14 protein-coding genes are annotated in these 20,160 nt (G+C 73.6%); 4 read left to right on the top strand and 10 right to left on the bottom strand.

The genetic code is table 11. The features are described from left to right. Window positions 1–16: 16 nt before the first annotated feature. From KMS84_RS27165 to KMS84_RS27135, 7 genes are all read right to left on the bottom strand, one after another. Window positions 17–1,165, bottom strand: coding sequence for an acyl-CoA dehydrogenase family protein (locus KMS84_RS27165; RefSeq protein WP_256919086.1), 1,149 nt, complete (start codon window positions 1,163–1,165; stop codon window positions 17–19). Window positions 1,166–1,268: 103 nt separating this feature from the next. After that, a complete protein-coding gene (locus KMS84_RS27160) occupies window positions 1,269–3,125 on the bottom strand; it encodes an acetyl/propionyl/methylcrotonyl-CoA carboxylase subunit alpha (RefSeq protein ID WP_256919085.1) in 1,857 nt (618 codons plus the stop codon). 5 nt (window positions 3,126–3,130) lie between these two features. Next, window positions 3,131–4,729 (bottom strand): acyl-CoA carboxylase subunit beta, encoded by a 1,599-nt coding sequence (locus tag KMS84_RS27155; RefSeq protein WP_256919084.1) that lies wholly within the window; start codon window positions 4,727–4,729, stop codon window positions 3,131–3,133. Then, window positions 4,726–6,444 carry an acyclic terpene utilization AtuA family protein gene (locus tag KMS84_RS27150; RefSeq protein WP_256919083.1) on the bottom strand — a complete coding sequence of 573 codons (1,719 nt, stop codon included), beginning with the start codon at window positions 6,442–6,444 and terminating at the stop codon, window positions 4,726–4,728. Before KMS84_RS27150 ends, KMS84_RS27155 begins: the two co-directional genes overlap by 4 nt. After that, window positions 6,441–7,244, bottom strand: coding sequence for a TIGR03084 family metal-binding protein (locus KMS84_RS27145; protein WP_256919082.1), 804 nt, complete (start codon window positions 7,242–7,244; stop codon window positions 6,441–6,443). Before KMS84_RS27145 ends, KMS84_RS27150 begins: the two co-directional genes overlap by 4 nt. A gap of 313 nt (window positions 7,245–7,557) precedes the next feature. Further along, on the bottom strand, window positions 7,558–8,523 hold the full coding sequence (locus tag KMS84_RS27140; protein WP_256919081.1) for an EamA family transporter: 966 nt from the start codon (window positions 8,521–8,523) through the stop codon (window positions 7,558–7,560). A gap of 218 nt (window positions 8,524–8,741) precedes the next feature. After that, window positions 8,742–11,660, bottom strand: a complete 2,919-nt coding sequence (locus tag KMS84_RS27135) for an FAD-binding and (Fe-S)-binding domain-containing protein (protein ID WP_256919080.1) — start codon at window positions 11,658–11,660, stop codon at window positions 8,742–8,744. A 129-nt stretch (window positions 11,661–11,789) separates the two neighbouring features. Here KMS84_RS27135 and serC point away from each other — a divergent pair, with 129 nt between their 5' ends. Then, entirely contained in the window at window positions 11,790–12,908 is a 1,119-nt protein-coding gene (gene serC / locus KMS84_RS27130; protein ID WP_256919079.1) for a phosphoserine transaminase, read from the top strand. 100 nt (window positions 12,909–13,008) lie between these two features. Here serC and KMS84_RS27125 read toward each other — a convergent pair whose 3' ends face one another. The 3 genes from KMS84_RS27125 to KMS84_RS27115 form a co-directional block, all read right to left on the bottom strand. Further along, a complete protein-coding gene (locus tag KMS84_RS27125) occupies window positions 13,009–14,607 on the bottom strand; it encodes an alpha/beta hydrolase (RefSeq protein ID WP_256919078.1) in 1,599 nt (532 codons plus the stop codon). Window positions 14,608–14,783: 176 nt separating this feature from the next. Continuing rightward, complete coding sequence (locus KMS84_RS27120; RefSeq protein ID WP_256919077.1) at window positions 14,784–16,328, bottom strand: cellulase family glycosylhydrolase; 1,545 nt, start codon at window positions 16,326–16,328, stop codon at window positions 14,784–14,786. Window positions 16,329–16,479: 151 nt separating this feature from the next. Continuing rightward, window positions 16,480–17,511 carry a TolB-like translocation protein gene (locus KMS84_RS27115; protein WP_256919076.1) on the bottom strand — a complete coding sequence of 344 codons (1,032 nt, stop codon included), beginning with the start codon at window positions 17,509–17,511 and terminating at the stop codon, window positions 16,480–16,482. A gap of 101 nt (window positions 17,512–17,612) precedes the next feature. On the opposite strand from KMS84_RS27115, the gene KMS84_RS27110 reads away from it, so the two are divergent. The 3 genes from KMS84_RS27110 to KMS84_RS27100 all read left to right on the top strand — a co-directional run bounded on the left by KMS84_RS27110 (window position 17,613) and on the right by KMS84_RS27100 (window position 20,036). Then, window positions 17,613–18,287 (top strand): SGNH/GDSL hydrolase family protein, encoded by a 675-nt coding sequence (locus KMS84_RS27110; protein WP_256919075.1) that lies wholly within the window; start codon window positions 17,613–17,615, stop codon window positions 18,285–18,287. A 118-nt stretch (window positions 18,288–18,405) separates the two neighbouring features. Continuing rightward, on the top strand, window positions 18,406–18,993 hold the full coding sequence (locus tag KMS84_RS27105) for a Uma2 family endonuclease (RefSeq protein ID WP_256919074.1): 588 nt from the start codon (window positions 18,406–18,408) through the stop codon (window positions 18,991–18,993). Window positions 18,994–19,040: 47 nt separating this feature from the next. Continuing rightward, entirely contained in the window at window positions 19,041–20,036 is a 996-nt protein-coding gene (locus KMS84_RS27100) for an aldo/keto reductase (protein ID WP_256919073.1), read from the top strand. Window positions 20,037–20,160 lie beyond the last annotated feature (124 nt).

Raw genomic sequence — 20,160 nt, 5'->3', positions numbered from 1 at the left:
CACGGCGGTGTGCGGCCTAGTACGACTTGGGCAGGCCCAGGGTCTGGTGGGAGACGTAGTTGAGGATCATCTCCCGGCTCACCGGGGCGATGCGAGCCACGCGGGAGGCCGTGACCAGCCGGGCGAGCCCGAACTCGCGGGTGAGGCCGTTGCCGCCGAGGGTGTGCACGGCCTGGTCGACCGCCCTCACGCAGGCCTCGCCGGCCGCGTACTTGGCCATGTTGGCGGCCTCGCCCGCGCCCACGTCGTCGCCCGCGTCGTAGAGGTGGGCCGCCTTCTGCATCATCAGCCGGGCCAGTTCGAGCTCGATGTGGGCCTGCGCGAGGGGGTGGGCGATCGCCTGGTGGGCGCCGATCGGGGCGTTCCACACGGTGCGTTCCCGCGCGTACGCGACGGCTCGCGCGAGGGCGTGACGGCCCATGCCGATCGCGAAGGCGGCCGTCATGACGCGCTCGGGGTTGAGGCCGGCGAAGAGCTGGAGCAGGCCCGCGTCCTCTCCCTCCCCCTCGCCCACGAGCGCGTCGGCGGGGAGCCGGACGTCGTCCAGGGCCAGCTCGAACTGCTTCTCCACGCTGTCGAGTTCCATGTCGATCGCGCGGCGGGTGAAGCCCGGGGCGTCACGCGGGACGATGAACAGGCAGGGCTTGAGACGGCCCGTGCGGGCGTCCTCCGTGCGGCCGACGATCAGGGTGGCGTCGGCGATGTCGACGCCGGAGACGAAGACCTTGCGGCCGTTCAGCAGCCAGTCGCCGCTCGCGCCGTCCCGGCGGGCGGTGGTGGTGATGCGGTGGCTGTTGCTGCCGGCGTCGGGCTCGGTGATGCCGAACGCCATGAGACGGCTGCCGTCGGCCATCGCGGGCAGCCACTCCCGCTTCTGCGCCTCCGTGCCGAAGCGGGCGATGACCGTGCCGCAGATCGCCGGGGAGACGATCATCATCAGGAGCGGGTTCCCGGCGGCGCCGAGCTCCTCGAGGATCAGCGAGAGTTCGGCGATGCCGCCGCCCCCGCCGCCGTACGCCTCCGGAAGGTTGACGCCGATGTAGCCGAGCTTGGCGGCCTCCTGCCACAGGGCGCGGTGGTCGCCGTCGTGGGCGCGGCTCCCCGCGAAGGCCGACACCGCCGCTCGCAGTGCCTTGTGCTCGTCGGACTCGATGAGGCTGGTCACGGTGGCTCCTTCGTCTGCCGGCTCGTCATGGCTGGTCCTGACTGGTCGTGCCCGGTCGCGCTCACGCGGCCCGGCCGCGCGTCGTACGGTCCCGCTGTGCTCGTCAGCCGCTCTCCACCACGGCCAGGAGCGTGCCGACCTCCACCTGCTGCCCTTGCGTCACGTGCAACGCCGTCACGGTGCCCTGCGCCGGGGCCGCGATGACGTGTTGCATCTTCATCGCTTCGAGCCACAGGAGCGGTTCACCGGCGCGCACCCCCGATCCGGTGACGAGACCGTCCGCGAGCTTGACGACCGTGCCCGGCATCGGGGCCAGCAGGGAGCCCGGCGCGTGCTGGGCCTGCGGGTCGGCGAAGCGCGGCAGAGCGGTCAGGGCGTCCCCGTTCACGTGGACGCGGTCGCCGTAGCGGGCGACCTCGAAGCGGCGCCGCACGCCGTCGATCTCCAGGACGACCGCGGCGGAGTCGGCCGACACCACCTGGACGCCCTCGGCGGTGAGGCCCGCGCGGGTGTGGCGGTAGCAGACCTCCCGCTCCTCCCCCGCGACCGCGTACCGCTTCGTCTGCGGCTGGGACGGCAGGTTGCGCCAGCCGCCGACGCCCCGGCGCGCGGCGGCGCCCGCCGCCTCGGCCAGGGCCGCCGCGAGGGGGGCGTACGGGTCGGGCGCCGGCTCGGTCAGCGCGGCGAGGTGACGGCCGTAGAAGCCGGTGTCCATGCGCGCCGAGGCGAACTCCTCGTGGCGCAGGGAGCGGACGAGCAGGTCGCGGTTGGTGACCGGACCGTGCACCGCCGCCCGTTCCAGCGCGCCGGCCAGCCGGCGGATCGCCTCCGCGCGCGTGGGGGCGTGGGCGACGACCTTGGCGAGCATGGGGTCGTAGTGGACGCCGATCTCGTCGCCGTCGGCGTAGCCGGTGTCCAGGCGGACGCCGTCGGGGACGGCCAGGCGGTGCAGGACGCCGGTCTGCGGGGTCCAGTCGGCCGCCGGGTCCTCGGCGTAGAGGCGGGCCTCGATCGCGTGCCCGCGCGCGGGCGGCGGCTCGGCGGGCAGGGCCGCGCCCTCGGCGATCCGGAGCTGCTCGGCCACCAGGTCGAGACCGAAGACCGCCTCGGTGACGGGGTGTTCGACCTGGAGGCGGGTGTTCATCTCCAGGAAGTGCGCGCGGCCGTCGGCGACGAGGAACTCGACGGTGCCCGCGCCCACGTAGTCCACGGCGCGCGCGGCGCGCACGGCCAGCGTGCGCAGCCGCTCCGCGACGTCGTCGGGCAGTCCGGGCGCGGGCGCCTCCTCGACGACCTTCTGGTGGCGTCGCTGCAACGAGCAGTCCCGGGTGCCCAGCGCCCAGACCGTGCCGTGCGTGTCGGCGAGGATCTGCACCTCGACGTGGCGGCCGTTCTCGACGTAGGGCTCGACGAACACCTCGCCGTCGCCGAAGGCGCTCGCGGCCTCGGCGCGGGCGCCCTCCAGCGCCGCCGTCAGCTCCTCCAGCCGGCGCACGACGCGCATCCCGCGCCCTCCGCCGCCCGCGGCCGCCTTCACCAGCACCGGCAGAGCGGCCTCGGTCACCTCGTCCGGGGACAGCGGGGCGAGGCCCATGAGCCGCTTGGCGCGGGTCTTGGAGGCCATGGCCTCGATCGCCTCGGGGGGCGGCCCGATCCAGACCAGGCCCGCGTCCAGGACGGCCCGCGCGAAGCCGGCGTTCTCGGAGAGGAAGCCGTAGCCGGGGTGCACGGCGTCCGCGCCCGCCGCGACGGCGGCCTTCACCACGAGGTCGGCGCGCAGATAGGTGTCGGCGGGCGTGGCGCCGGGCAGCCGCACGGCCGTGTCGGCCACCCGCGTGTGGAGGGCGCCGGCGTCGGCGTCGGAGTGGACGGCGACGGTGCGGATGCCCGCCTCGCGGCAGGTCCGGAAGACCCGGCAGGCGATCTCGCCGCGGTTGGCCACCAGAACGGAAGTAATCATGAGCCTCACATCCGGAAGACGCCGAAGCCGCCGCGGGCGCCCTCGTACGGAGCTGTGTGGACGGCCGAGAGGCACAGGCCGAGCACGGTGCGGGTGTCGCGGGGGTCGATGACGCCGTCGTCGTAGAGCCGGCCCGAGAGGAACATCGGCAGCGACTCGGACTCGATCTGCTGCTCCACCATGGCGCGCAGGGCGGCGTCGGCGTCCTCGTCGTAGGGGCGGCCCTTCGCGGTCGCCGACTGGCGGGCGACGATCGACAGGACCCCGGCGAGCTGCTGCGGGCCCATCACGGCCGACTTGGCGCTCGGCCAGGCGAACAGGAACCGGGGGTCGTAGGCGCGCCCGCACATGCCGTAGTGGCCGGCGCCGTAGGACGCGCCCATGAGCACGGACAGGTGCGGGACCCTGGAGTTGGAGACGGCGTTGATCATCATCGCGCCGTGCTTGATGATGCCGCCCTGTTCGTACTCCCTGCCGACCATGTAGCCGGTGGTGTTGTGCAGGAAGAGCAGCGGGATGTCGCGCTGGTTGGCGAGCTGGATGAACTGGGCGGCCTTCTGCGACTCCTGACTGAACAGCACGCCCTGGGCGTTGGCCAGGATCCCGACGGGATAGCCGTGCAGGGCGGCCCAGCCGGTGACCAGGCTCGTCCCGTACAGGGGCTTGAACTCGTCGAAGTCGGAGGCGTCGACGAGCCGGGCGATCACCTCGCGCGGGTCGAACGGCGTGCGCAGGTCGGCGGGGACGATGCCCAGGAGCTCCTCCTCGTCGTACTTCGGAGGGACGGCCGGGGCCGGTCGCGGGTACGCCTTGCGGTGGTTGAGGCGGGCCACCACGCGCCGCGCCTGCCGCAGCGCGTCGTGCTCGTCGACGGCGAAGTGGTCGGCGAGACCCGACACGCGCGCGTGCATCTCCGCGCCGCCCAGCGACTCGTCGTCGCTCTCCTCGCCGGTGGCCATCTTCACCAGCGGCGGCCCGCCGAGGAACACCTTCGCCCGCTCCTTGACCATGATCACGTGGTCGGACATGCCGGGGACGTAGGCGCCGCCCGCGGTGGAGTTGCCGAAGACGACGGCGACGGTCGGGATGCCGGCGGCGGAGAGCCGGGTCAGGTCGCGGAAGACGGCCCCGCCGGGGATGAAGATCTCCTTCTGCGAGGGCAGGTCGGCCCCACCGGACTCCACCAGGCTGATGCAGGGCAGCCGGTTGGCGAGCGCGATGTCGTCGGCCCGCAGGGCCTTCTTCAAGGACCAGGGGTTGCTGGCGCCGCCCCGCACGGTCGGGTCGTTGGCGGTGATCAGGCACTCGACGCCCTCGACGACGCCGATGCCGGTGACGAGGGACGCGCCGACCGTGTAGTCGCTGCCCCAGGCGGCCAGCGGCGACAGCTCCAGGAACGGGGTGTCCGGGTCGAGGAGCAGCTCGATGCGCTCCCTGGCGAGGAGCTTGCCGCGGGCGCGGTGCCGGGCCACGTACTTCTCCCCGCCCCCCGCCAGCGCCTTCGCGTGCTCGGCGTCGAGACCGGCCAGCTTGGCGAGCATGGCCTCTCGGTGGGCGCGGTAGTCGGGGCCGTGGATGTCCAGGGCGGACGTGATGACCGTCAAAGCAGAGCCTCCGGGATGTCCAGGCAGCGGGAGCGCAGCCACTCGCCGAGCGCCTTGGCCTGCGGGTCGAAGCGGTGCTGCGAGGCCACGCCCGCGCCGAGGATCCCCTCGACGACGAAGTTCAGGGCGCGCAGGCGGGGCAGGGGGTGACGGGTGACGGTCAGGTTCCGGCTCTCGGGCACGAGTTCGCGGAATCGTTCGGCCGTCAGCTCGTGGGCCAGCCAGCGCCAGGCCTCGTCGGTGCGGACCCACACCCCGACGTTGGCGTCCGGGCCCTTGTCGCCGCTGCGGGCGCCGGCGACCAGCCCGAGGGGCGCGCGCCGCACGGGGCCCGGCGGCAGCGGCTCGGGCAGGTCCGCCTGCGTCGCCTGTTCCACGACGCGCGCGGCGGCGGCCGGCGGGGGCGGGACCGGGACGCGGCGGCCGTCGTCGAGGACGGCGACGTGCTCGACGTCCTCCTGCGGCACGTACGCGGCCTCGAACACCCCGTACGGGGACCCCTTCCCGGGCGGGGCGAGCACATGGAAGCCGGGATAGCTGGCGAGGGCCAGTTCGATCGCCGCCCCGCTCAACGCACGCCCCACACGCTCCTGTTCCGGGTCGCGGACGACGAGCCGCAGCAGCGCGCCGGCCGTCTCCTCGGTGTCGGCGTCCGGCCGGTCGGTCCGCACCAGCTCCCAACGGACCTCGGCAGGGCGGGACTTCTCGAACGCGTCCGCCATCTGTTCCTGCACGAGGGCCGCCTTGGCCTCGATGTCGAGCCCGGTGAGCACGAAGACGACCTCGTTGCGGAAGCCGCCCAGGCGGGTGCGGCCGACCTTGAGGGTCGGGGGCGGGGCCTCGCCGCGCACGCCGTCGATCCGCACCCGGTCGGGGCCGTCCTGCGTGAGGCGCACGGTGTCCAGCCGGGCGGTGACGTCGGGCCCGGCGTACCGGGCGCCGCCCGTCTCGTACAGGAGCTGAGCGGTCACCGTGCCGACGTCCACGAAGCCGCCCGTGCCGGGGTGCTTGGTGATGACGCAGCTGCCGTCCTCGTGGATCTCGGCGAGCGGGAAGCCCGGCCGCCGCAGGTCGCGGCCGCCCCCGTGGCCGCCCTCGCGCCGGGCCCCGCCCTCGGCGAAGAACGCGTAGTTGCCGCCGGTGGCCTGCGTCCCGCACTCCAGGACGTGACCGGCGACGACCGCGCCCGCGAGCCGGTCGTACTGCGTCGCCCCCCAGCCGAAGCGGGCGACGGCGGGACCGGTCACGAGGGCCGCGTCGGTGACCCGTCCGGCGACGACGACGTCCGCGCCCTCGCGCAGGCACGCGGCGATGCCGAAGCCGCCGAGGTAGGCGTGGGCGGTGAGGCTGTCGGGGTACCGGGAGCCCAGGTCGTCGCCCTCGACGTGCGCGACGCGCACGGGGATGCCGAGCCGCTGCGCCAACTGCCGTACCGCGTCGGCGAGTCCGGCGGGGTTGAGCCCGCCCGCGTTGGTGACGATCCGCACGCCCCGCTCGTGGGCGAGGCCGAGGGACTCCTCCAGCTGCCGCAGGAACGTGCGGGCGTATCCGGCGGCCGGGTCCTTCATCCGGTCGCGCCCGAGGATGAGCATCGTCAGCTCGGCGAGGTAGTCGCCGGTGAGGACGTCGAGTTCGCCGCCGGTGAGCATCTCGCGCAGGGCGTCGAAGCGGTCGCCGTAGAAGCCGGAGGCGTTGCCGACGCGCAGCACGCTCACGCCCCCGCCCCCCTCGGTCCCTTCGGCGGGCGGCCGCCGCCGGGCGGGCCGGCGAAGGCCTGGGCGACGTCCAGCCAGCGGTCGGCGTCGGGGCCCTCGGCGCGCAGGGCCAGGTCGGCGCGGTGGGCGCGCTGGGTGACCAGCAGGCAGAAGTCGAGGGCGGGGCCGGTCACGCGGTCCGTGGCGTCCTCGGGACCGTAGGTCCACGACTCGCCCGAGGGGGCGCGCAGTTCGACGCGGAACTCCTCGAAGGGCGTGGGCAGGCCGTGCACGCCGAAGGCGAAGTCGCGGGTGCGCACGCCGAGGCGGACGATGTGCCGGAGCCGGTCGGTGGGCGGGAGGGCCGTGCCCAGCGCGTCGGCCACGTCCCGACCGTGCGCCCAGGTCTCCATGAGCCGGGCGGTGGCCATCGAGGCGGCGGCCATGGGCGGGCCGTACCAGGGGAACCGCGCGCCGGCGGGGGCCGCCCGCAGCGCCGCGTCCAGCGCCCGGCGTCCGGCCCGCCAGTCGGCGAGCAGGTGCGCGGGCGGCTTCGTCGCACCCTCCTCGGCGCCGTTGTCGACGAAGTCCCCGGGCGCGCTCAGCGCCTTCTCGACCTCACGGGCGAAGGCGTCCTGGTCGGTCACGGCGAGCACGGAGGAGTGGTCCGTCCAGGCGAGATGCGCGATCTGGTGGGCGACGGTCCAGCCGGGGGCGGGCGTGGGAAGTCTCCACTGCTCCTCCCCCAACCCGGCCACCAGCCGGTCGAGTTCGTCGCTTTCGGCACGGAGGTCGTCGAGCACGGGGGTCGGGTCGGCCATGGGGTGGAGCATGGCAGCGCCCCGAGAAACAATCAAGCATGCTTGCATGCATTTCTGGGCGAGCGGGGACGGCGGGGACAGAGAACGTGAGCGGGTGCCGGGGGTCCCACGGGCGACGGCCGGGGGCTCCCGGCCCGCCCCCGGCCTCCGGACCGGCGCTCAGGCCTCCGGACCGGCGTTCCAGACCTCCGGACCGGCGCCTGCGGCCTCCGGGCCACCGCCCGCGACCTCCGGCCTGCGGACCCGCGCTGTCAGGCCTCCGGGCCACCGCCTCCGGCCTCCGGGTACCGCCCCCGGCCGCCGGGCCGGCGCCTCAGGCTTCCGGTGTCGCCGTTTTCGGGCGGCCGGTCTGGGTGCGGACGGCGCCCATGCTCGCCGCGACGACGAGGGCGATGGCGGCGGCCTGGACGGCGCTCAGGGCCTGGTCGAGGACCAGGAAGCCCGCCGTGGCGGCGAGGGCCGGTTCCAGGCTCATCATGACCGCGAAGGTGGAGGCGGGCAGGCGGCGCAGCGCGAGGAGTTCCAGGGTGTAGGGCAGGACCGAGGAGAGCACGGCGACGCCCGCCCCCAGGCCGAGCGTCACGGGGTCGGCGAGCTTCGCGCCCGACTCCGCGAGCCCCAGGGGCAGGAAGAGCAGCGCGCCGACCGCCATCGCCAGGGCCAGCCCGTCCGCCTGCGGGAAGCGGCGGCCCGTGCGGGCGCTGAACACGATGTACGCGGCCCACATCACGCCGGCACCCAGCGCGAACGCGACGCCCACCGGGTCCAGCGCGCCGAGGCCGCCGTCGCCGCCGGCGCCGCTGAGGAGGCAGACGCCCGCCAGCGCCAGCGCGGCCCAGACCAGGTTCAGCGCCCGGCGCGAGGCGACGACCGACAGGGTGAGCGGGCCGAGCACCTCCAGCGTGACCGCCACGCCCAGCGGGATGCGGTCGAGCGCCTGGTAGAACAGGCCGTTCATCGCGGACATGGCGACGCCGAAGGCCACGACCGTGCCCCAGTCGGCGCGCGAGTGGCCGCGCAGGCGGGGCCGGCAGACGACCAGGAGCACGATCGCGGCGACGAGCAGCCGCAGCGCCACGACGCCCAGGGCGCCCGCCCGTGGCATCAGCGTCACCGCGAGGGCGCCGCCGAACTGCACCGAGACCCCTCCGGCGAGCACCAGCCCGACCGGACCGAGAGAACCGAACCGGCCGCCGCGACCCGGGCCGTCCGCTCCCGTGTCGGGCCGGGGCGGCGAGGAGACGACGGAAGCGGCTGCTGCTGTGTCGGGGGTGGTCACGGGCGGTCCAGGTGTTCGACGCGGTTCGTTCAGCACGATGTACTGCCGAGTCCACGGTAATGGACTCCGTCAGGTGTGTGCACCTCTTTTGCCGCTGTCTCAGGCTGCGAGACGTACCGCGCCTGCGGGAAGTCCCCGCCGAAGGCCGGTCCGCAGGCCCGGTCCGGGGTCCGCATGCCCGGTCCGGGCGTCGACGCGGAGGCTCGCGCTCCGGGCGGCTACGTGCGCGGGGAGCCGCCCGCGTCCTCCAGCGCCGCCGCCAGCACCTGCGCGAGATGGCTCCCCCGCACCCCGGCCAGCTGTTCCAGCTGGGTCCGGCAGGAGAACCCGTCCGCCAGGACCACCGCCCCCTCCGGCGCGTCCCGCACGGCCGGCAGCAGCTGCTCCTCCGCGCACGCCGCCGACACCTCGTAGCGGCCCCTGCCGAAGCCGAAGTCACCGGCCAGACCGCAGCACCCGCCGCTCAGGTCCCCGGTGAGCCCCGCGGCCTCACGCAGCCGCCGCTCGGCCCCGTCACCCAGGACCGCGTGCTGATGGCAGTGCGTCTGACCGACGACGGGACGGTCCAGCCGGGGCGGAACCCAACCGGGGGCGTGCCGCTCCAGGACCTCGGCGAAGGTGACGACACGGGCGGCGAGCCGGGCCGCGCGCGGGTCGTCGTGCAGCAGCTCCGGCAGGTCGGTGCGCAGGGCCGCGGCACAGCTCGGCTCCAGGACGACCACCGGGGCGGCCGTCTCCAGCACCGGCTCCATCAGGTCGAGCGTGCGGCGCAGCACCCCGCGCGCGTGGTCGAGCTGACCGGTCGAGACATACGTCAGCCCGCAGCAGACCCGGGCCCGGCGCGCGCCGAGCAGCGCCGCCGCACCGCGCGACCGGCCGTCGCCCACCGGCCTGCCCCGCATCCGCAGGGTCGGCGGCAGCGCCACCCGCAGTCCCGCGGCCTCCAGCACCCGCACCGCCGCCCGGCCCACGGACGGCGAGAAGTGCTCGGTGAAGGTGTCGGGCCACAGCACCACCAGCTCCCCGGCCCCCCGCGACGCCACGGGCGGCCGGGCGCGCCACCAGCCGGTGAACGTCCGGCGGGCCAGCCGGGGGACGTCCCGCTCCTTCGCGACGCCGCCCAGCCGCTTGGCCACACGCGCCGACGGGCCGAACGAGGCGAGCGCGTTGATCAGGGCCGCCGCCCGCAACCGGCTCGCCCAGCGCAGCCACACCGGCAGCCGGCCCATGCTGTAGTGCGCGGCGGGACGACGGCGTCCCCGGTAGTGGTGGTGCAGGAACTCCGCCTTGTAGGTGGCCATGTCGACCTCCACCGGGCAGTCGGAGCGGCAGCCCTTGCAGGACAGGCACAGGTCCAGCGCGTCACGGACCTCCGTGGAACGCCAGCCGTCGGTCACCAGCTCCCCGGCCAGCATCTCGTGCAGCAGCCGGGCCCGCCCGCGCGTGGAGTGCTCCTCCCGGCCCGTGACGCGGAACGACGGGCACATCACCCCCGCCCCGGGCGCCGGCGCCGCCGCACGGCACTTGGCGACTCCCACGCACCGGCGCACGGCCGCCGAGAAGTCGCCGCCGTCCGACGGGTACCCGAAGACCACGTCCACCGGCTCGCGCGGCAGGACCGAGAAACGCAGGCCCGAGTCGAGCGGCTCGGGCCGCACCAGCATCCCCGGGTTGAGCAGGCCGTCCGGGTCCCACACGTCCTTGGCGCGGGCGAACAGCGCGACCAGGTCCGGCCCGTACATCAGGGGCAGCAGCTCGGCCCTGGCCCGGCCGTCGCCGTGCTCGCCGGAGAGCGAACCGCCGTGCGCCACGACCAGCTCGGCCACCTCCCGCGAGAAGCGGCGGAAGCGGCCGACGCCGTCCGGCGTCAGCAGGTCGAAGTCGATGCGGACGTGGACGCAGCCCTCCCCGAAGTGCCCGTAGGGGGCGCCGCGCAGCCCGTGCTCCGCCAGCAGCGCCCGGAAGTCGCGCAGATACGCGCCCAGCCGGGCCGGCGGCACCGCGCAGTCCTCCCAGCCGGGCCAGGCCTCCGCGGGACCTCCGGCGCCCGGCGGCAGGGAGGGGTCGCCGGGGATCCGGGTCGCCGTGCCGCTCGCGTCCTCCCGGATCCGCCACAGCTCCCGCTGCCGCGCCGGTTCCGTCACCACCCGGGCGTCGACGGCGTCCGCCGCGCGCACGATCGCCCTCGCCCGCGCGCGTGCCTCGTCCGGCGTCCCCCCGCCCGTCTCCACGAACAGCCAGGCCCCGCCGCGCGGCAGCCCGCCCGTCCCCGACGGCACCAGGTCGGCGGCCATCCCCTCCACGGTGAGCGGCCCGAACGGCAGCAGCACGGCCGCCGCGTCGGCGGCCGCGCTCTCGTCCGGGTAGCCGAGCACCGCGAGCCCGCGCGCGGGGGGCGCCTCGACGAGCCGTACGACAGCCTCCGTCAGCACGCCCAGGGTGCCTTCGCTGCCGCACAGGGAGCGGGCGACGTCCACGCCGTTCTCCGGCAGCAGCGCGTCCAGCGCGTACCCCGAGATGCGGCGGGGCAGCTCGGGGTAGCCGGTCCGCAGCAGGGCGAGCTCTCCCTCCACCAGGGCGCGCAGCCCGTCCGGCGCGCCCGCCCAGCCCCGCCCGGCCCGCAGCGGCCGCCCGCGCGCGGTGACGACCCGCAGCTCGCGCACGCTGTCCGCGGTCGTGCCCCAGGCCACCGAGTGGGAGCCGCACGAGTTGTTGCCGATCATCCCGCCGAGCGTGCACCGGCTGTGGGTGGACGGGTCGGGCCCGAAGCGCAGCCCGTGCGGCGCGGCCGCCTCCTGGAGCCGGTCGAGCACCAGCCCCGGCTGCACGACGGCGGTCCGCGCCCCGGGGTCGAGCGAGACCAGCCGGTTCATGTGCCGGGTGAAGTCCAGCACCACGCCGGTCCCCGTGGCCTGTCCCGCGATCGACGTCCCGCCGCCCCGCGCGACGACCGGCGTCCCGTGCTCCCGGCACACCTCCAGCACGGCCGCCACGTCGTCCGCGTCCCGGGGGGCGACCACCGCGAGCGGGACGCGGCGGTAGTTGGACGCGTCCATGGTGACGAGCGCGCGGGAGGCCGCGTCGCACGCGACCTCCCCCCGGACGACCTTGCGCAGAGCGGCCTCGAGATCCGTCATGGCTTCAGCAAACCAGCATGCGCGCGCGCCCACAGCCCGTCGGGACCCGGCCCCGGACGACGACACGAACCCGTCTCACCCGACGGACGAGGTTGCGCCCGGGTTTCCCCCACCGGCTAACCTCGCTCCGTGGCTGAGATCCGGATTCCTTCTGACATCAAGCCCGCCGACGGTCGATTCGGCGCGGGCCCCTCCAAGGTGCGGGTGGAGGCGCTGGACGCCCTGGCCGCCACCGGCACCTCCCTGCTCGGCACCTCCCACCGCCAGGCCCCGGTCAAGAACCTGGTCGGCAAGGTGCGCGAGGGCGTCTCCGAGCTGTTCTCCCTCCCCGAGGGGTACGAGGTCGTCCTCGGCAACGGCGGCTCCACCGCGTTCTGGGACGTGGCGACGCACGGCCTCATCGAGAACAGGTCGCAGCACCTCACGTTCGGCGAGTTCAGCTCCAAGTTCGCCAAGGCGGCCAAGCTCGCCCCCTGGCTGGCCGAGCCCACCGTGATCTCCTCCGACCCCGGCACGCACCCCGAGCCGGCGGCCGAGGCGGGCGTCGACGTCTACGCGTTCACCCACAACGAGACCTCCACCGGCGTCGCCGCCCCGCTCAGGCGGGTCCAGGGCGCCGACGAGGGCGCGCTGGTCCTGGTCGACGCGACCTCCGGCGCCGGCGGCCTCCCGGTCGACATCGCCGAGACGGACGTCTACTACTTCGCCCCGCAGAAGTCCTTCGCCTCCGACGGCGGCCTGTGGATCGGCGTGTTCTCCCCGGCCGCGATCGAGCGCGCCGAGCGGATCCACGCGTCCGGCCGGCACGTGCCGGAGTTCTTCAGCCTGCCGACGGCGATCGACAACTCCCGCAAGAACCAGACGTACAACACCCCGGCCCTCGCCACCCTCTTCCTGCTGAACCAGCAGCTGGAGTGGATCAACGGCCAGGGCGGCCTGGACTGGTCGGTGCGCCGCACCGCCACCTCCGCGCGCAACCTCTACGGCTGGGCCGAGGACGTCAAGTACGCCAACCCGTTCGTCACCGACCCGGCCAAGCGCTCGCAGGTCATCGGCACGATCGACTTCAGCGACGACGTGGACGCGGCCGCCGTCGCCAAGGTGCTGCGCGCCAACGGCATCGTGGACACCGAGCCCTACCGCAAGCTCGGCCGCAACCAGCTGCGCGTCGCGATGTTCCCCGCGATCGACCCGGCGGACGTCGAGGCGCTCACGAAGTGCGTCGACTACGTGATCGAGAACCTGTAGCCGCCACCCGCAGCACGAGGCCCGCCGACGGCGGGGTCGACGAAGGGCGCCCGGTGTCAACCGGGCGCCCTTCGCCGTCCGACGGTTCGGCCGCTCGCCGTCAGCCGCGCGAGCCCAGCAGGCGGTGCAGGGCGTCGCCGGGGGCCGTGGCGGCCGGCTGCCCGGCGGCCAGCGCCGACGGCGCCGCGGCCGCCGGCTTCGGGTCGGCGGTCTTCTTGCAGACCGCGTCGGCCACGCCGCTGCCGCGCGGCACGGTGCCGTCGCTCAGGTACTTCGCCAGGTACGAGTCCAGGCAGGCGTTGCCGCTGAGGGTGATGCCGTGGTTGCCGCCGCCGCTCTCGACCACCAGGCTGGAGTTCTTGAGGAGGCGGTGGACGGCGACGCCGCCCGGGTACGGGGTGGCCGCGTCCTTCGTCGCCTGGAACAGCAGCACCGGCGGGAGCTTGCTGTTGGCGACGTTCACCGGCTTCAGCGTCCTGGTGGGCCAGAACGCGCAGGGCGCGTTGTACCAGGCGTTGTTCCAGGCCATGAGCGGGGCCTTCTTGTACACGGCCCAGTTGTCCTTGCGCCACTGGTTCCAGTCGCGCGGCCAGGACACGTCACGGCACTGCACCGCGGTGTAGACGCTGTAGCCGTTGTCCCCGGAGGCGTCGACGGCCGCCATGCCCTCGTACGCCTTGACGAGCGGGGTGACGTTCTTGTCGTTCACGTAGGCGGCGAACGCCTCGGCGAGGGAGGGCCAGTAGCCGTTGTAGTAGCCGCCGGGGATGAAGGTGTCCTCCAGCTCGGAGGCGCCCACCTTGCCGCCGGCCGGGTGCTTGGCGAGCGCCGCGCGCATCGCGTACCACTTGGCCTCGATCCTGGCCGGGTCCTTGCCGAGCTTGTACGTGCCGTCGTACTTGGCGATCCACGCCATCAGCGCCTTGTGGCGGGCGTCGAAGGCGTAGTCCTGCGAGATGTTGGCGTCGTACCAGACCCCGTCGGGGTCGACGATCGAGTCCAGCACCAGACGGCGCACACGGGTCGGGAAGAGCTTGGCGTACACCTGGCCGAGGTAGGTGCCGTACGAGTAGCCGAAGTAGTTGATCTTCGGGGCGCCGAGCGCCTTGCGGATCGCGTCCATGTCCTTCACGGCACTGATCGTGTCGATGTACGGCAGGACGTCCGCGTACTTCCGGCCGCACGCCTTGGCGAAGGCCTTGGCGCGGGCGAGGTTGGCCTTCTCGATCGCTGCGGTGCGCGGCACCGAGTCCGGGCGGACCGGGTCGAAGTGGCCCGGCTTGCAGTCCAGGGCGGGCTTGCTCTCCCCCACGCCCCGCGGGTCGAAGCCGATGACGTCGTACTGGGCCGCGACCGCCTTCGGCAGGGAGGACGCGACGAACGGGGCGAGGGACAGACCGCTGCCGCCCGGGCCGCCGGGGTTGACCAGCAGCGGGCCCTGGTAGGCCCGCCCGGTGTGCGGGACACGGGTCAGGGCGAGGGATATCTTCCGGCCCTGGGGCCGGGCGTGGTCGAGCGGCACCACGACGGACGCGCACTGCAACGTCGGGGCGTCCTGCGTGGCGCACGCCTTCCAGGCGACCTTCGACGCCTGGACGGCCGGCGCGGACTTCGACGTGGTGGCCTCGGCCGGGACGGCCGTGAGCGTTCCGGCCAGTACGACGGTCGCGCCGCACAGCACGGCTGTGCTTCTTCTCATGAAGTTCCTTCACATCATGGGGCATTCGGCCTGACCGCAAGGTTCGCGATCCTCGCGGGATCCTGCCGGAGAAGCACCGCCCCAAGAACCCGTTCGCCCGAAAATTTGGAACTCGTTTGCGTCACGGGCCTCTTACGGCCGGGTGCCCGGCGAGCGGTCCGCCGGGCACCCCGCCCTCACGCCGCCGTGCAGCTCAGGCTCGGCGCCGACCCGCCGCCGGGCGCGCCCCCGAAGCCGAAGCTCGTCGAGCCGCCGGCCGGGACCGCGCCGTTGTGGGCGGCGTTCACCGCGGTCACGGTGGACCCGCTCTGGGTGTAGGAGGCGTTCCACATGGAGGTGACCTTCTGCGAGCCGCTCCAGGTCCAGCTCACCCTCCACGAACCGAGCGCGGTCGTCCCGGTGTTGGTCACCTTCACCTCCGCGTTGAAGCCGCCGCCCCAGTCGCTGCTGACGGCGTAGGAGGCCGTGCAGGCGGCCGTGCCGCCACCGCCGCCTCCCCCGCCGCCGCCTCCGCCACCCGGGAATCCGGGCGCCTTGACGCTCGCCAGGTACCCGTCCTTCACGGTGTCGACGCTCTGCCAGTCGTCCTTCAGGATCCCGCCGGTGTCACCGGAGTTGGGGTTCCAGGACCAGAACGTCCAGTGGAAGGAGTCCGCGCCGTACGTCGAGGTCGGCCGCAGGTAGCTCACCAGGGCCGCCAGCCACTTCTGGTCCACCGTGGACTGCAACGTGGTGCCGAACTCGCCCACCCACACCGGGGCGATGTTCTGCTTGAAGATGTAGCCCCAGTACTTGTCCCAGATCCCCGGCATGTTGGCGGGGAACGCCGGGTCGCTGAACCAGCTCTGCTGGGCGACGCTGGTCGCGTAGTCGTGGGCCGAGTACACCACCCGGTTGGCGACGTTCAGCTGCACCGGGTACTGGCCGACGCCCATCAGGTTGCCGCCCCACCAGCCGGAGACGCCGTTGACGGTCTGCACGCCCTCGACGAAGATCAGCAGGCTCGGGTTGACGGACAGGACCGCGTTGCCCGCCCGCTGCGCGGCGAGCCGCCAGTCCGTCGCCTGGTCGCCGCAGCCCCAACAGGCCGGGTCGTGCGGCTCGTTGTGCAGGTCGATGCCGACGACCGTGTCCTGTCCGGCGTAACGGGAGGCGAGCGCCTTGAGGTTGGCGATCCAGGTCGACTCGGGAACGGCGGCCGTGTACCAGAGGGCCGACTGCCCGCCGGAGTCCGGGCGGTGCCGGTCGAGGATGACCTTCAGGCCGTCCTGACCGGCGTAGGCGACGAGCCTGTCCAGCACCTGAAGGGAGTCGAGGCCCTGGAGGTCGGCGTTCTTGCCGCTGGAGAAGTCGATGCTGTTGGGGACGGTGCCGGCCTTGAAGACGTCGTCGCTGTACGGGATGCGGAGCGTGTTGTACCCCAGCGCCTTCATCTGGTCGATCATGCTCTTGTAGTCGCGCGACCAGAGTCCGTGCACGACGTGGTTGCCGGTCTCGAAGCCGAACCAGTTGATCCCGGCGATCCGGACCGGCTGGCCGGCGGCGTCGAGGATCTGCCGGCCGCTGGTGTGCCAGTAGCCGGCGCCGGCCGCGGCGGGGCCGGCGCCGGGGGAGCCGGCCGCAGGGGAGCCGGCCGCCCGGGCCGCCTGCGCGCCGGCGCCCAGGGGTATCAGGAGCGCGGCGGCGACAGCGCACAGCACTCTTCGCAAGCTGCGGAACATCTCGCTGCTTCCTCTCGGGAGGCGCGGCCCCGGAACGAATGGGAGCGCTCCCATTCACCGCGCACCCCCCAGGTAACTGACACACCATCACCACGTCAAGGAGTACGACAGCCCCGGCCCCGCGCCGGGGGCCGCGCGCGGACGGCGGGAATCAGCCGCGCCGCCGGAGCCGGCGGACGCCGAAGAAGGCGGCGCACACCGCCACCAGCGCGAGCGCGCCGACCTTCGCGCCGCCCGGCGCGGAGGACCCGCCGCCCTTGCCGGAGGCGGCGGCCCCGCCGCCCCCGGCAGCGGACGCGGAGCCGGACGGGGATCCCTCGGGCGCGTCCTCGGCCACCACGGCGCTGTGCGAGCCCTCGCTCCCGTACAGGAGCTTGCGGCCGTCGGCGGAGTAGCTGACCGACTCGCCCTGCCGTTGCAGCGGCACGTCGAGCCGCCCCTCGCGTTCGATCTTCCCGCCGTTCCAGGCGTAGGAGATGCCGCCGAAGTAGCCGCGCACAGCGAGCTGTGAGCCGTCCGGGGAGAAGGCGGCGTCGGTGGCCCACAGGTCGACGGGGGCGATCGGGCGGAAGACGTTCGCCCCGGACGCCGAGAGCTTCGCCGGCCCCTCGTAGAGGTGCCCGCCGTCCTCCTTCTTGTCGATGATGTAGACGCGCCCGGTCCTGGGATGCACCAGGAGCGACTCGGCGTCGCGGGGGCCGTCGGAGTACTTCACGACGTACTGCGTGGCCCTGACGGTCTGGTCGACGAGCTTCTTCGGCTCGGGCAGCCGGTAGACCCACACGTACTGCCAGCTGCCGCCGAGGTTGTCGCCGATGTCACCGACCCAGATCTGGTTGTCCGGGCCGATGGAGATCGCCTCGACGTCACGAGGCGTGCCGATCCCGGTGAGGGTGACGCGGGCGACGGTCTTCCCCGTGGCGCTGTCGACGGCGTAGAGGTAGGGGCCGTCGTCGCTGTCGTTGTGCGTCCAGTAGACGCCCGGGTGCTGCCGCGAGGCGGCGAGACCGCTGGACTCGGTGATCCGGGGGTCGTCGATGGTGAACCCCTTGTCGCCGTCGGCCGCGGACGCGGGGGACGCGGCGGGGCCCGCGAGCACGGCGAGGGCTCCCGAGAGGAGGGCCCCGGGCAGCAGGACCGCGGTCACCAGGGCTCCGGCTCGGACGGCGAAAGGTCGGCGCATGGCCCCAAGCCTGCCATCCCGCCCGGCGGTTCACCGGGCCGTGGCCGGTCTCACACGCCCCCGGCCGCGGTGATCGACTCCGGATCCCTCATCATGAGCGGATGCTCAGGTTCATGCCCGTAGGCGACTCGATGACGATCGGCAGCTCGGGCGACCACACCTGGCGCTACCGCCTGTGGCAGCACCTGTGCGCCGAGTACGGCGGCCCCTTCACCCTGGTAGGCCCCCGCGAGACGCTCTACGACAAGGCGACGGACAGCCCCACGTCGTACGCCTACGCCGAACCCGACTTCCCGCGCGGCCATCTGGCCGGGTGGGGCGAGGGCTGGGCGCACATGACGCCGCTGATCGGCGAGGCGGTCCGCAGGTCCCGGGCGGACGTCCTGCTGGTCTCCCTCGGCCTGATCGACCTGGGCTTCTACACCAACGCCGAGCAGACGGCGGAGAACGCCCGCGCCTTCGTCGCCGAGGCCCGCGCGGCGAACCCCCGGATCGCCATGGTGTGGCTGCCGGTCATCCACAACATCCGCGCCGCGAACGACGCGCCCTTCGCCGCCCAGGTCGCCCGCTTCAACGAACTTCTGGCGAAGACCGCCGCCGACCTGGACGAACCGGCCTCCCCGATCCTGCTGGCCTCGGTCCCGCCGACCTGGGACATCGACACCGACACGTACGACGGCACCCACCCCAACGCCAACGGCGAACACCAGCTGGCGTCGGCCTTCGCGGAGGCGATGTACCAGGGATGGGAACTGGGCGGCGAGTACGCCGGCTGAGGGCAGTTCGCCACGCTTGCCCCTGACATATGCGCAGCACCCCGTGTCCCCGTCGCCGTCCGTATCGTTGTACCGCGCGGCGGCACCCGAGCGGGTGCGGCCGGGGAGGAGCGCCAAGATGACCGTCCTCGAAGACAGGATCACGATGGCCGAGAGCGACAACACGATCACGCTCGACGAGATGTTCGAGCGGCTCGAGACGATGCCCGTCCCCGAGGGATACAAGGTCGAGATCGTCGAGGGGACCGTCTACATGTCGCCGCAGCGGGACACCCATTGGGAGATCATCGCGGACATTTACGAGCAGCTGCGCACCAAGTACCCGCGCAAGCGCGTGAAGTCCGACGTGCGCATCGACTACCCGGGGCATCTGAACGGCTTCGCCACCGACGTGACGGTGATGGCCGAGGGCGCCGCCAAGTCGGACGACGGCCGCTGGAGCCACGAGGACGTCGAGTTCGTCGCCGAGGTGATCTCCAAGGGCACCGCCGCCAACGACTACGGCCCCAAGATGACCGCGTACGCGACCGCCGAGGTACCGGTCTACCTGATCGCCGATCCCTACCAGCGCCGGTGCCATGTCTACACCCAGCCCAAGAACGGCGAGTACGTCACCGAGACGAAGATCGACTTCGGGGACGACATCGACCTCACCGGCACCGTCGTCGGCCTGACGCTCAAGACCGACGAGTTCCCCCGCGACTGACCGGATCCCTTGCGTCGAGCGCACTCCAGGTCGTTGGCTTGTGCTCCATGAAGTACACGCAGCTCGGACGTACCGGACTCAAGGTCAGCCGCCTCGTCCTCGGCACCATGAACTTCGGCCCGCAGACCGACGAGACCGACAGCCACGCGATCATGGACGCGGCCCTCGACGCGGGCGTCAATTTCTTCGACACCGCCAACGTGTACGGCTGGGGCGAGAACAAGGGCCGTACCGAGGAGATCATCGGCAGCTGGTTCGCCAAGGGGGGCGGGCGGCGCGACAAGGTGGTCCTCGCCACCAAGGTGTACGGCAACATGGCCGCCGACGGCGACGCCTGGCCCAACCACGACAAGCTCTCCGCCGTGAACATCCGGCGGGCCGTCGACGCGAGCCTGAAGCGGCTCGGCACCGACCGCATCGACCTCTACCAGTTCCACCACATCGACCGCGCCACTCCCTTCGAGGAGATCTGGCAGGCCGTCGACGTGCTGGTGCAGCAGGGCAAGATCCTCTACGCCGGATCGTCCAACTTCCCCGGCTACAAGATCGCCCAGGCCAACGAGACCGCCGCCCGCCGCGGTGGCGGCTCCATCGGACTCGTCAGCGAGCAGTGCCTGTACAACCTGGCCGAGCGGCGCGCCGAGATGGAGGTCATCCCGGCAGCGCAGGAGTACGGCCTCGGGGTCGTCCCCTGGTCGCCGCTGCACGGCGGACTGCTGGGCGGGGTCGTCAAGAAGCAGGCCGAGGGCGGCCGCCGCGCTTCCGGACGAGCCGCCGACGCCCTCGCCGACCCCGCCACCCGCGCCAGGATCCAGGCCTACGAGGAGCTCGTCGAGAAGCACGGGGTCGAGCCCGGCGAGGCGGCGCTGGCCTGGCTGCTCACCCGGCCCGGCGTGACCGGCCCCATCGTCGGCCCGCGCACCGCCGAGCAGCTCGACTCGGCACTGCGCGCGGTCGAGCTGGAGCCGAGCGAGGAGCTCCTGGCCGGCCTGGACGAGGTCTTCCCCGGCCCGGGACCGTCCCCGGAGGCCTTCGCCTGGTGACGAGGAGCCCCTGACGGGGAGGCCACCCGGACAAGGAGCCACGGGCAGGGAGCCACCCGGGCGGAGGGCGGCCCGGGGCGCGGGCAGGGGTCGGCGAGGTCGGTCCGGGCGCTCGGGCAGGGGG

This window comes from Streptomyces hilarionis (assembly GCF_024539675.1).
GTDB lineage: Bacteria > Actinomycetota > Actinomycetes > Streptomycetales > Streptomycetaceae > Streptomyces > Streptomyces hilarionis.
The sequence above is the reverse complement of the archived record's forward strand: the minus strand, read 5'-3'. Positions and strand labels throughout refer to the sequence as shown.